Source organism: Pluralibacter gergoviae ATCC 33028 = NBRC 105706, from assembly GCF_001598855.1.
GTDB lineage: Bacteria > Pseudomonadota > Gammaproteobacteria > Enterobacterales > Enterobacteriaceae > Pluralibacter > Pluralibacter gergoviae.
This window is the reverse complement of sequence record NZ_BCZS01000034.1, coordinates 29,580-42,055: the sequence shown is the minus strand read 5'-3', so window position 1 is coordinate 42,055 and position 12,476 is coordinate 29,580. Positions and strand designations below refer to the sequence as shown.

General features: G+C 59.4%; 9 protein-coding genes. 4 read left to right on the top strand and 5 right to left on the bottom strand.

What is annotated here, in order from left to right:
* Window positions 1-3: 3 nt before the first annotated feature.
* From ENGE1_RS22400 to ENGE1_RS22395, 3 genes are all read right to left on the bottom strand, one after another.
* Window positions 4-822 (bottom strand): RES family NAD+ phosphorylase, encoded by an 819-nt coding sequence (locus ENGE1_RS22400; RefSeq protein WP_255265522.1) that lies wholly within the window; start codon window positions 820-822, stop codon window positions 4-6.
* Between the two features lie 52 nt (window positions 823-874).
* Window positions 875-1,138, bottom strand: coding sequence for a hypothetical protein (locus tag ENGE1_RS29525; protein WP_139212191.1), 264 nt, complete (start codon window positions 1,136-1,138; stop codon window positions 875-877).
* A 185-nt stretch (window positions 1,139-1,323) separates the two neighbouring features.
* On the bottom strand, window positions 1,324-2,241 hold the full coding sequence (locus ENGE1_RS22395; protein WP_045288053.1) for an N-acetylmuramic acid 6-phosphate etherase: 918 nt from the start codon (window positions 2,239-2,241) through the stop codon (window positions 1,324-1,326).
* A 173-nt stretch (window positions 2,242-2,414) separates the two neighbouring features.
* Here ENGE1_RS22395 and ENGE1_RS22390 point away from each other — a divergent pair, with 173 nt between their 5' ends.
* Window positions 2,415-4,037, top strand: coding sequence for a sensor histidine kinase (locus ENGE1_RS22390; RefSeq protein WP_048254653.1), 1,623 nt, complete (start codon window positions 2,415-2,417; stop codon window positions 4,035-4,037).
* Window positions 4,034-4,753 carry a two-component system response regulator DcuR gene (gene dcuR / locus ENGE1_RS22385; RefSeq protein ID WP_043085398.1) on the top strand — a complete coding sequence of 240 codons (720 nt, stop codon included), beginning with the start codon at window positions 4,034-4,036 and terminating at the stop codon, window positions 4,751-4,753. Before ENGE1_RS22390 ends, dcuR begins: the two co-directional genes overlap by 4 nt.
* Here the strand turns inward: dcuR and ENGE1_RS22380 are convergent.
* Both ENGE1_RS22380 and ENGE1_RS22375 read right to left on the bottom strand, forming a co-directional pair.
* A complete protein-coding gene (locus tag ENGE1_RS22380) occupies window positions 4,734-5,699 on the bottom strand; it encodes an FAD:protein FMN transferase (protein ID WP_048254651.1) in 966 nt (321 codons plus the stop codon). The two genes, dcuR and ENGE1_RS22380, sit on opposite strands and share 20 nt — an antisense overlap.
* Window positions 5,700-5,784: 85 nt before the next feature.
* Complete coding sequence (locus ENGE1_RS22375; protein ID WP_048254642.1) at window positions 5,785-8,559, bottom strand: flavocytochrome c; 2,775 nt, start codon at window positions 8,557-8,559, stop codon at window positions 5,785-5,787.
* A gap of 653 nt (window positions 8,560-9,212) precedes the next feature.
* Here ENGE1_RS22375 and ENGE1_RS22370 point away from each other — a divergent pair.
* Both ENGE1_RS22370 and fumA read left to right on the top strand, forming a co-directional pair.
* Window positions 9,213-10,718: an anion permease gene (locus ENGE1_RS22370; RefSeq protein WP_043085404.1), complete on the top strand. Its 1,506-nt coding sequence runs from the start codon at window positions 9,213-9,215 to the stop codon at window positions 10,716-10,718.
* A 54-nt stretch (window positions 10,719-10,772) separates the two neighbouring features.
* Window positions 10,773-12,422: a class I fumarate hydratase FumA gene (gene fumA / locus ENGE1_RS22365; RefSeq protein WP_048254640.1), complete on the top strand. Its 1,650-nt coding sequence runs from the start codon at window positions 10,773-10,775 to the stop codon at window positions 12,420-12,422.
* The last annotated feature ends 54 nt before the right edge of the window (window positions 12,423-12,476 follow it).

The following is a 12,476-nucleotide window of genomic DNA, read 5'->3' as shown; positions in this document are numbered from 1 at the left end:
GATTTACATTGGTTCTGGCGTAATTTCGAATCCAAGCAATTCTTCGAACATCTCTTCACCTGACATCGTTCCTTTGTGCCACCCCTTAGGGAACATACCTTCGTCAGTTTCGACGTAACTAGCATAAGGCCACATCCCCTGAGGGGTATCGGTAAAGGCTGGTGTACTACCCGGTCGTTCCCAAAAGGCATAACAACGCTTATAGCGCTTATGTCTTGAGGTATAGGCAATCCCGTCATAGTCATGCCCGAAATGCGTATAAAGATGTTCCATTAGCCACTGAGGAAAGGTGTAATCCTCGTTCTCTAAGCTATCCAAAGGGATATGTAACAACTCACAGAGTGCCACAACATCAATCACTTTCACCGTTCTCGCGACATCCACAGAGCACATATAATGTTGTGAAAGTACCGATTCAGGATAAGAAATCGTTCCTTTGAGATGGAACAAGCGCCCGTATGCTTCCGCCGCCGCCGTTAACGCCGAGTCAGAAGCATACCATACCGCCACACTTCCCCCGGGAGGGTTGTATCGCCCACAGTCGTCTTTCTCAATTGGCGCGCTGAAGTTGATTGCGCTTTTATACAACTTCCTTTGATGACGCTTCAAAAGACCAGGGCCTTGTTGAATGTCAATCGCCGGAATACGTCCAGAATTGTTTTGTGCAGCAATCCCTTGTGCAACAACAGTTTTATCAAATGTCCATTTAGTCATTTTTAATTCTCCTTCTATAAACAGATTAAGCCATAGGCTCCTCTCCATATTGATTGAAAAAAAATCCCTGCCGTTCTTGCCCAGCAGGGTTCGCGAGACCACGTGCATCTCAATCTCGATTATACCAAAAAAATTCTACATTTCAGAAAGTTAAAATTTTTCAAAATACTTCGCGTGCCTTCTCGATATTTTGGTAAGTTTGAAAATAAGAAATAACGGAGAGAGTTTTACCGAAAGGAGGACCATACAGATCCTTATCAGGAGAATTAGAAATGATAACTTCACTGGATACTGTATTTTCAGTGAAGATAGTTTGAGTCTCTCGATAAGCGTCTAGCGAGAGCCGTATTGGCAGCATGACCCGGAGATTATTCCCCGGCGCCACAATCGCCGCCATGATCCGAGCCGAAGAACAGGTAATCATATCGGCCCTGACTCACCGTTCACAACGCGTTTTCCGCAGCCGTCGAAGGCCTAATACTTCCGCTTCTGGCACAAAGCTGCCTGTCAACTCAGGCCCAAGCATGTGCCAAAACAAATTGACGCTAAATGATCTTACCCAGCATACATCCCCCGCCAGCCGCTCGCGCCGCTGACGGGAGTAGCCCATTACCCCGCCACCGTACTCCTGCCAATCGCCTCCGCCAGCGCGATGCGCAGACTGTCGCCGTTTTCGCTCAGCAGCTCCCGCGCGCGCCAGGCGTCCAGCCCGCTCAGCAGCATCAGGATCGCCGTGCGGCAGTGGTTGCCGCAGGCGGCCAGGGCTGACTTCGCCTCTTCGCGCCCGCAGCCGGCGGCTTCCATCACGATGGCGATCTGCCGCTCCTGCCAGCGGGTGCTGCTGGCGGCGACGTCTACCCGCAGATTGCCGAAGACCCGCCCGCTGCGCACCGCCAGGGCGGTGGTGAGCATATTAAGAATATGCTTCTGCGCCAGATGCGCCTTCGGCGTGTTATAGCCGGCTACTACCTCCGGGCCGGTCTGCGGCAGGATGGCAATCTCTGCCAGCTGGGCGGCTTCGGTATCCAGCGCCTCGCTAATCAGCGCTACCCGGGCTCCCAGCGACCAGGCATAGCGCATGGCGCCCCACAGCCACGGCGTTTTGCCGCTGACGCTCAGGCCAATCAGCATGTCATTTTCGCTAAAGGCGATGGCCTTAAGATCTTTCAGGCCGCGATCGTAATCGCCCGCTACGCCGTCTACGGTCTGCATCATCGACAGCGCGCCGCCGGCGATCAGCGCCATCAGGGCGTGTTTGTTATCCGGGGCGAATTCACCGGCGGCCAGCACCGCCGCGCGCCCGGACGCCCCCGCCCCCGCCAGCACCACGCGACCGCCGCGGCTGATGGTGGCGGTGGCATTATCAACAAGGCGAACGATGTCCGGCAGACAAGCGGTCACGGCCTCCACAACCTTCCCGTCTTCGCGGCCTATCGCCTCCAGCATTTCCCGCGTCGTAAGGCGATCGATGTTAGCCGTCTGCGGATTGCGGCGCGATGCCCCTGCACTGGCTGCTGTACTGCTCATAATCACCTCCATTTAATAGGGTTGCCGCTTTACTATAAGTAAATTCTGAGCGCCTGCCTGCGAGTAGGCTCACGCTTCCTCCGCGAGTCGGAAAATTCCCTTCTTTTAAGCGCCTTTATGAAACATGTCCTTTGGGTAATAATGAAGACTTTATGCATAATCAAGGGCTCACCATGAGCAACTCGCCCCTTCCTCTCGCCGAACAGAAGCCGCCGATGAAGCTTGGCACCCGGGTCACGCTGATGGTTTGCGGCGTGGTCGGGGCGGTACTGCTGCTCGCCTGGACCCTGTGGCTGGTGCAGATAGGCCACGCCACCCGCGACGGCGTGAAAGATACCGCGCTGGCAGTGGCGCGCACGCTGGCGGACGCCCCGGAGGTGAAGCGCGCCCTGACGCTCGATCCGCACCTGAATATCATTCAGCCCCTGGCCCAGGCGGTGCGCGTGCGTAACGATCTGCTGTTCGCGGTAGTGACCGACATGCGCGGGACCCGCTATTCGCATCCCAATGACCGGCTGGTCGGCCAGCGCTTTATCGGCGACGATCTCGGCCCGGCGCTGGCGGGAAAAGAGAACATCGCGGTCAATCACGGCGTGCTGGCCCAGGCCCTGCGCGTTTTTACGCCAGTGTATGATGACAATCACCGCCAGATTGGCGTGGTGGCGATCGGCATTTCGCTCGACAAGGTGGATGAAGAGGTCAGCCAGAGCCGCAGAAACATGCTGTGGAGCGGCCTGTTCAGCGTGCTGGTTGCCGCCGTCGGCGTCGCCTGCCTGGTGCGGGTCCTTAAGCGGCTGCTGCTGGGACTGGAGCCGTGGGAGATCACCACCCTTTTCCAGCATCGTCAGGCGATGCTGCAGTCGCTCAAAGAGGGCGTAATGGCGGTGGACGCCCGCGGGCGGGTGTCGGTGATTAACCACGCCGCGCAGCAGATGCTGGCCTCAACGCCTTCCGGACAGCCGGGCGACAGCGCGGGACATCAGGCGCTGGTGGAGAATCTGCGCAAGGTGCTCGCCAGCGGCGAACCGCTGCAGGACCGGGAGCTCGGCTGCAACGGCCGTCTGCTGCTCAGCAACATCGTGCCAGTACGCAGCCAGGGCGCGGTGATTGGCGCCATCGGCACCTTCCGCGACAAGACGGAGGTCAGCCAGCTCATGCAGCGCCTGGACGGCATGGTCAACTACGTGGACGCCCTGCGCACCACCTCGCACGAGTTTATGAATAAGCTGCACGTGATCCTCGGCCTGCTAAGCATGAAGAGCTACGACCAGCTGGAGCGCTACGTCCTGCAAACCGCCGAAACCTATCAGAGCGACATCGGCGCACTGCAGCATCAGATAAAATCGCCGGTGGTGGCGGGCTTTCTGCTCGGGAAAATGAACCGCGCCAGGGAGTGCGGCATACGGCTGACCATTGCCGACGAGACGCAGGTACCGGACAACCCCAATCCGCAGCAGGTGGCGGTACTGGTCACGGCGATCGGCAACGTGATTGAGAACGCGCTGGACGCCATGCGCGGGCAGCAGGAAGGGGAGATAACCCTGCTGCTGCACTATCAGAACGGCTGGCTCTCGGGTGAAGTCAGCGACGACGGGCCGGGGATTTCAGCGGAGCATATTGGCGCTATTTTTGCTAAAGGTTTTTCTACCAAGGGCGAAAATCACGGTGTGGGCCTGTTCCTCGCCAGCCAGCAGCTCGGGGAACTGGGCGGCACCATCAGCGTCGAATCCGAGCCCGGCGTCTATACCCAATTTTTTGTTCATCTCCCCTGGGACAGCGAGAGGAAGAGTGCGTGATTAATGTAATGATTGTTGATGATGATGCGATGGTCGCGGAGCTGAACCGGATGTATATCGCCAGAGTGCCCGGCTTCCGCTGCAGCGCTACTGCGTCGACGCTCGCGCACGCGAAAGCCCTGGTGGAAGACCGCGCCACGGAGATCGATCTGCTGCTGCTGGATGTCTATATGCAGCAGGACAGCGGCCTCGATCTGCTGCCGGCCATTCGCGCCAGCGGCCGCCCGATAGACGTTATCATGATAACCTCCGCCGCGGACGCCGCCACGCTGCAGACCGCCATCCACTACGGCGTAGTGGACTACCTGATCAAGCCGTTCCAGTTCCCGCGCTTTGAAGAGGCGCTCACCGGCTGGCTGCACAAGAAAAAGCTGATGGACAACCACGACTACTATCAGCAGGCGGAAGTGGACCTGCTTCTGCACGGCGGAGCGCCCGAGGTAGCGGACAGCAAAAAGCTGCCGAAAGGGCTGACGGCGCAGACGCTGCGCACCCTCTGCCAGTGGATTGACGCCCATCCCGATAGCGAATTCTCCACCGACGAGCTGGCCCAGGCGGTCAACATCTCCCGGGTATCGTGCCGCAAGTATCTTATCTGGCTGGCGCAGATCAATATCCTGTTTACCAGCATTCACTACGGCGCCACCGGCCGACCGGTGTACCGCTACCGGCTGGTGGCCGAACAGTACGGCCTGCTTAAGCAGTACAGTCAATAAGCCGGTAGCCGTCGTCGAGCAGCGTAAAGCGGAAGTGGCGCCGGGAAGAGAGGAAGATCTCCCGGCGTTTGGTGACGAAAATCGCCTCTATGTCCGGCCTGCGGGCCAGCCACTGGCGCCCGGCCTCGACGCCCGCGCCGTAGAGCAGCGTGGTCCAGATATCGCCGTCCAGCGAGTCGGTGGAAATAATGGTGACGCTGTCGAGTTCGTTGTCCAGCGGATAGCCGGTATGCGGGTTGAGAATATGGTGATAGCGCCTGCCGTCCTGCTCGAAGTAGCGCTCGTAGGTGCCGGAGGTCACGACCGACTTGTCCACCACCTCAATCGCCCCCACCAGTTCGCCCGAGGCGGCAAACGGCTTCTGCAGGCCGATGCTCCAGCCCCCTTCCGGCGCACCCAGAGTCTGCACGTTGCCGCCGAGGTTAATCAGCCCCTCGCTCACGCCCTCTTTGCGCAGCAGGTCGCGCACGCGGTCGGCAATATAGCCCTTGGCGATAGCCCCGAGGTCGATCTCCATTCCTTTCTTCGCCAGAAACACGCTCTGCCGCGCGTCGTCGAGCAGCACGTCCTGCGACTGGGTAATGGCCAGCAGCGCCTGAATATCCGCCTCCGGCGGCACGCTGTCGCCCTGAAAGCCGATGCGCCAGCGCTTGACCAGCGGGCCGATGGCCAGATTAAAGGCGCTGGCGGGCGGAACGCTGGCCGCCTTCGCGCACTTGATAAGCTGATAAACCGCCGCGCTGACGCTGACCGGCCGCTGGCCGGCGGCGCGGTTGATATCCATCACCTCGGACTCGGCGCGGTTGACGGTGAAGAGGTCTTCGTAGCGTTTGATAAGCGCGAAAACGCGCCCGGCGAGGGCCTCATCGTGGCGAAAGAGCTTGAGCAGAATGGGGGAGCCCATCAGGACCGCCGAGTAGCTGTAAACGGACTCATCCTTCGGCATTGCGGTGGCCCTCATCATGATGATGCTTCCCCTTTATCTTCATCCCCGGCTCCGGGCCTGAAAAGGCGCGGGCCGGGAGATCGACTTAACATTTCCCCCGCACCGCCGCCTGATGCCCCGCCAGGGTACCAAAAATAATAATATCCGCCACCGCATTGCCGCCGATGCGGTTGCCGCCGTGGATCCCGCCGACCACTTCCCCGGCGGCAAAGGCCCCCGGTATCACCTGCTGGCGCGCGTTCAGCACTTCGGTGCGGGTATTAACGGTCACGCCGCCCATGGTGTGGTGAACCCCCGGCGCGATGCGGATCGCGTGGAACGGCCCCTCATTTATTGGCGCACGCAGCGCGGTGGTGCGGCCAAAATCATCGTCGTGCTGTTTTGCCACAAAGCCGTTGTAGCGCTCAAGGGTGGCGAGGAAGGCATCTTCCTCCAGCCCCAGGGTCGCCGCCAGTTCGCGCGGCGAGCTGGCGCTGGTCACCAGACCTTTAGCGATGTACTCGTCCGCCGCCCTGTTTTTCGCCCGCACGTGCTCGTCGAAGACGATATAGGCGTAGTGCTCCGGCAGGGCGATGATTGTGGCAGAGACTTTATCGCGGGTCGACATCTCATTATAGAAGCGTTCGCCCTGCTGATTGACGAGAATAGCGCCGCCGCCGCGAATCGACTCGGAAATCAGGTAGGAGGTGTTCTGCTCGACCGTCGGGTGGATCTGGATCTCGCCCATATCAACGGTATTCGCGCCGATGCGCTCCAGCAGGGCGATACCGCCGCCGGTGGCGCCTTTGTGGTTGGTAGTGACAAAGCCTTCGAGGTCCGGACGGTATTTCACCACCATCTGACTGTTGGCGCTGAAGCCGCCGGTGGCGACCACCACGCTTTTCGCCTGAACGGTGATGACCTCTTTTTCGTCGGTCAGCAGGCGCACGCCGCGCACTTCGCCGCCGTCGAACAGGATCTCATCCACTTCGGTGTCGAGCATGACGTCGATGCCGCGCTTGTTGACGTTGCGCACCAGGCCGCTTATCAGATAGCCGCCGACCGCCGACCCGTCGCGCGGGCGGTGGGTGCGGTCGATGCTCATGCCGCCGGTGGTGGTGATGTCGTTAAGCATGATGCCGCGGCGCGCCAGCCACTCGATGGCCTCGGGGGCATTTTCGACGAAGCGCTGAAGCAGCTCGGGGTTGTTTTTGTTGCCGCCGCCTTTAAGGGTTTCAGCGTAAAACAGTTCCTTGCTGTCCTGAATACCCTTCACGCGCTGAAAGCGGGTCTCAGCGGCGTTCATCCCGGCGGACGCCTTGATGGTGTTGCCGCCGATGGTCGGCATCTTCTCGACGATCAGCACGCTGGCGCCTTCGTCGTGGGCCTGGATCGCCGCCGCCAGCCCGGCGCCGCCGCTGCCGACCACCACCACGTCGTAGCTCTTCGGCGCGCGGGCGTCGGCGCCCTCTTCCAGCGCCCGGGCCCTGCTGGATTTCACCATCGCTTTCGAGACCGCTTTTTTCACCGCCTCGCTCTGGCTGGTGGCCCCGGAGATGGCGTCCACGTGCGGGGTGTTGGCATCGAGGATGCGGGTTTTGATCTCTTCAAAGGTGGTCACAAACTCGACCTGCTGCGGACCATCAACCATCTCGATATCGGCAATGCGGTCACCGTCGAGGCGGATATTCAGCACCAGCTCGTTCTGTTCGTCCTGCACGCTTTCGGTAAAGACGCCCGGCTTAAACTTCGCCTCACCCATGCTCATGTCGCGGATCATCGCCTCCACCAGCGAGAAGCGCCACAGCGGCTCGGGGATGTTCAGCGCCTCGCGCTGCGTGCTGTCGATAAACAGCTCCAGGGTATCGCCGCGGGCGATGCGGTCGGTCCAGTCCGGCCAGGCGATGGTGGCCCGTCCCACGGAGATCAGGTCGTAGCCGTGGCGGATGCCCTCCTCCGCGTCGGCGAGATTAACTACGCCGCCGACGCCCATTACCGGCACCTGGGCCAGGGCTTCAGAGCGCAGGGCGCAGTATTTTTCAATCAGCGGCGTCGGATCGCGGGTATCGTTGATCGACGGGCGCAGGCTGGCGCCCAGCGAGAAGTGCAGGTAGTCGAGACCGCGCGCCGCCAGCTTCTCCAGCAGGTACATCGTGTCCTCGAAGCGGATGCCGGGTTCTTCCAGCTCTTCCGGTGAGAAGCGGTAGCCGATGATAAAGGCATCGTCGGCGTACTGGCGGGCCATTTTGTGGGTAATATCGAGCACCGCCAGCGGGAATTTCGCCCGGTTATCGCGGCTGCCGCCCCACTCGTCGGTGCGCTGGTTAGAGTTCGGGGAGTAGAACTGCTGGATAAGATAGGTGTTGGCGCCGTGGATCTCCACGCCGTCAAAGCCGGCCTGGATGGCGCGGCGCACGCCGTCGCCGAACCGGGCAATGGTGGCTTCGACCTCTTCGCCGGTCAGCGCGCGCGGCGTGGCGGCGCCGGGACGCGGCGCCGCCACCGCGCTGGGGGCCACCGGCGTGCGGCCGCCGATCAGCAGCGGATCGACCATGCGCCCGCCGTGGTAGATCTGCAGAATGGCTTTTGACCCTTCCGCCTGAATGGCCGCGGCGATTTTTGCCAGCCCGGCAATTTTAGCATCGTTATTAATGCCGATAGCGCCCGGAAACGCGAGGCCGAGATCGTCAATAAAGCAGCACTCGACGATGATGGTGCCGATGCTGCCGGCGCGAACGCGGTAATACTCCACCAGTTCGCTGCTGACGGTGCCGTCAAAATAGCCGGAACAGGTGGTCATCGGGGCCATCAGCAGGCGGTTTTTCAGCTCGCTGCCGTTGGGTAATGTGAAAGGACTCAGAATGGTAGAGTGGCTGGTCATAACAGGCTCCAGAAATTTAAAATTTAAAAATTACGAATTCGCTGGCGAGAGTATTTTCGTTGTATTTCTTGGTTCGCCTTTCATAGTAATAATATAGAGCTATTTTTAGTTACTAAAACAATTACATTAGTTAAAAAACTATTTAATACCTGCAAAAACAGCACTAGCCATAAAGTATTATCATTTAAAAATGTAAATTTTACAAATATCACATTAATAATAACAATCAGGCTACCATTGTTAACTAAGATAGAGTAACAGAAAAAATAAAAAACGATAATAAATCAATCAGATGAAAGAAAGCACCTGTGTCAAAAGAATTTTCATGCAAATAAAATTTAACATTTACCTTCACCACAAAATAATACCAACATGCTACATTGTGGTTATTCAAAAATTAAAAAATAAATGTCATTAACTGCGTTTTTTGATCTCGATCAATTGTAATTCATCACCAGAGCGCAATATATCAATTAATCACTCAATTTAATTTAGCGCACGTTTTCCAGCGTTAAATACATGCGTCAGACGGCAATCATCTGCGGCATTATTAATTAAAGAAAGTAAAATAACTAAAGTAATTAACAGTGCATCACAGGAAATAAGCAGAGCTGGCGCAGGCAAAAAGAATTTTTAAACTACGGGTAACTCCTATGAAAGAGAAAACAGCAACCAACCCGCCTGCGGGTAACGTGAAAGGTGGCAGCAGCAAGCGCCTTATCATGCTGGCGCTGCCGATCGTGGTGGCAGTGCTTCTGCTATTCGTTCCGGTGCCGGACGGCCTGCCGCCGTATGCCTGGCACTACTTCGCTATCTTCGTCGGCGTGATCGTCGGTCTGATCTTTGAGCCGCTGCCGGGCGCCGTTATCGGCCTCACCGGCGTGGTGGTCATCGCGCTCGCCAGCCAGTGGCTGCTGTTCAGCCCCGAGCAGATGTCGGCGGAGAAGTTTAAGCTCGCCAGCGCCTCTTTTAAGTGGGCGGTGAGCGGCTTCGGCAACTCTACCGTGTGGCTTATCTTCGGCGCCTTTATGTTCGCCGCTGGCTATGATAAAACCCGCTTCGGCCGCCGCCTGGCGCTGATCCTGGTGAAATACCTCGGCCGCCGCAGCCTGACGCTGGGCTACGCCATTACCTTCGCGGATCTGCTGCTGGCGCCGTTTACCCCATCCAACACCGCGCGCAGCGGCGGGACCATCTACCCGATCATCGCGAACCTGCCGCCGCTGTACGGCTCGAAGCCCAACGATCCCAGCTCTAAGCGCATCGGTTCCTACCTGATGTGGGTCGCCATTACCGCCGCCTGCATCACCAGTTCGATGTTCCTCTCCGCGCTGGCGCCGAACCTGCTGGCCCAGGCGCTGGTGAAAAGCATTACCGGCCTGGATATCTCCTGGGGCTCGTGGTTTATGGCCTTTTTGCCGGTCGGCATCCTGCTGATCCTGGTGATGCCGCTGCTGGCCTTCTGGCTCTATCCGCCGGAAGTGAAGGTCAACGACGAAGTGCCGCTGTGGGCCGCCCGCGAGCTGGAAAAGCTCGGCAAGCTGTCGCGCAATGAAATTCTGCTGCTGGTGTTCGTCTGCTGCGCGCTGGTGATGTGGATCTTCGCCGCCCAGTGGATCGAACCGGCGATGGCCGCCCTGCTGATTATCGTTCTGATGCTGTGGACCGGCGTACTGGAGTGGAACGACATCACCAGCAACAAGGCCGCATGGAACACCTTCGTCTGGTTCGCCACCCTGGTGGCGCTGGCCGACGGCCTCTCCTCCACCGGTTTTATCACCTGGCTGGGTAAAGAGGGCGGCGCGCTGATGAGCGGCATCTCGCCGGGTACGGCGACCATCGTCCTGCTGCTGGCCTTCTACCTGCTGCACTATCTGTTTGCCAGCACCACGGCGCACACCACCGCCCTGCTGCCGGCGATGCTGACCATCGCCTCGACCATTCCGGGCATTAACATGCAGGTGTTCTGCATGCTGATGGTCACTTCGCTGGGGATTATGGGGATCATCACCCCGTACGGCACCGGGCCGAGCCCGATTTACTACGGCAGCGGCTACCTGCCGACCAAAGACTACTGGCGCCTCGGCACTATCTTTGGCGCCATCTTCCTCGCCGCCCTGCTGCTGATTGGCTATCCGTGGATGCTGATGCTGTTCTGATTACTAACCGCCGGGGTACTCCCCGGCGGTTTTTTTCAATTTGTGGAGTGAGTTATGTCAAACAAACCTTTTGTCTACCAGAGCCCCTTCCCGCTGGCCGCTGACGATACCGAATACTACCTGCTGAGCAAAGAACACGTCAGCGTCGTCGACTTTAACGGTCAGGAGATGCTGAAGGTCGAACCCGAAGCGCTGACCCTGCTGGCGAAGCAGGCCTTTCACGATGCGGCCTTTATGCTGCGCGCCTCCCACCAGCGGCAGGTAGCGTCCATCCTGCTGGACCCGGAAGCCAGCGACAACGACAAGTACGTGGCGCTGCAGTTCCTGCGCAACTCGGAAATCGCCGCCAAGGGCGTGCTGCCGACCTGCCAGGACACCGGCACCGCCATCATCATGGGTAAAAAAGGTCAGAACGTGTGGACCGGCGGCGGCGACGAAGCGGCCCTGGCGCGCGGCGTATATGACACCTACACCGAAGACAATCTGCGCTACTCGCAGAACGCGCCGCTGGATATGTATAAAGAGGTCAATACCGGCACCAACCTGCCGGCGCAGATTGACCTCTACAGCGTGGACGGCGACGAGTACAAGTTCCTGTGCATGGCCAAGGGCGGCGGCTCGGCCAACAAAACCTACCTCTATCAGGAAACCAAGGCGCTGATTACCCCGGCGCGGCTGAAGAACTACCTGGTGGAGAAGATGCGCACCCTGGGTACCGCCGCCTGCCCGCCGTACCACATCGCCTTCGTGATTGGCGGCACCTCGGCGGAAGCGACGCTGAAAACCGTGAAGCTGGCCTCCGCCCGCTACTACGACGGCCTGCCCACCGAAGGTAACGCGCACGGCCGGGCCTTCCGCGACGTGCAGCTTGAGCAGGCGCTGATGGCCGAAGCGCAGAATCTCGGCCTCGGCGCGCAGTTCGGCGGCAAGTACTTCGCCCACGATATCCGCGTTATTCGCCTGCCGCGCCACGGCGCCTCCTGCCCGATCGGCATGGGCGTCTCCTGCTCCGCCGACCGCAACATCAAGGCCAAAATCAACCGCCACGGCATCTGGATCGAGAAGCTGGAGGCTAATCCGGGCCAGTACATCCCCGAGGCGCTGCGCCAGCAGGGCGAAGGCCGCGTGGTCAATATCGACCTCAACCAGCCGATGAGCGAGATCCGCAGACAGCTCTCCGCCCATCCGGTCTCCACCCGCCTGAACCTCAGCGGCACCATTATCGTCGCCCGCGATATCGCCCACGCGAAGCTTAAAGAGCTGCTGGATAACGGCGAGGCGCTGCCGCAGTACGTGAAAGATCATCCGATCTACTACGCGGGCCCGGCGAAGACCCCGGAAGGCTACGCCTCCGGCTCCCTCGGCCCGACCACCGCCGGGCGCATGGACGGCTACGTCGATCTGCTCCAGTCCCACGGCGCGAGCATGGTGATGCTGGCGAAGGGCAACCGCAGCCAACAGGTGACCGACGCCTGCGAGAAACACGGCGGCTTCTACCTCGGCAGCATCGGCGGCCCGGCGGCGGTGCTGGCGCAGCAGAGCATTAAGCGCCTGGAGTGCGTGGCGTACCCGGAGCTGGGGATGGAGGCTATCTGGAAAATTGAAGTCGAGAACTTCCCGGCGTTTATTCTGGTGGACGATAAGGGGAATGACTTCTTCCAGCAGATCCAGAATAAGCAGTGCGCGGGGTGCGCTCAGCGGTAATGAAGTGAGTATATTGCCGGGCGGCGCTTCGCTTGCCAGGCCTACCAATTCAGT

Excerpts from the sequence above, each read along its gene's own strand:
- ENGE1_RS22380 (WP_048254651.1), bottom strand. The coding sequence starts at position 5,699 with ATGCCGAAGGATGAGTCCGTTTACAGCTACTCGGCGGTCCTGATGGGC.
- fumA (WP_048254640.1), top strand. The coding sequence starts at position 10,773 with ATGTCAAACAAACCTTTTGTCTACCAGAGCCCCTTCCCGCTGGCCGCT.
- ENGE1_RS22375 (WP_048254642.1), bottom strand. The coding sequence starts at position 8,559 with ATGACCAGCCACTCTACCATTCTGAGTCCTTTCACATTACCCAACGGC.
- ENGE1_RS22390 (WP_048254653.1), top strand. The coding sequence starts at position 2,415 with ATGAGCAACTCGCCCCTTCCTCTCGCCGAACAGAAGCCGCCGATGAAG.
- ENGE1_RS22395 (WP_045288053.1), bottom strand. The coding sequence starts at position 2,241 with ATGAGCAGTACAGCAGCCAGTGCAGGGGCATCGCGCCGCAATCCGCAG.
- ENGE1_RS22370 (WP_043085404.1), top strand. The coding sequence starts at position 9,213 with ATGAAAGAGAAAACAGCAACCAACCCGCCTGCGGGTAACGTGAAAGGT.
- ENGE1_RS22400 (WP_255265522.1), bottom strand. The coding sequence starts at position 822 with ATGCACGTGGTCTCGCGAACCCTGCTGGGCAAGAACGGCAGGGATTTT.
- ENGE1_RS29525 (WP_139212191.1), bottom strand. The coding sequence starts at position 1,138 with ATGATTACCTGTTCTTCGGCTCGGATCATGGCGGCGATTGTGGCGCCG.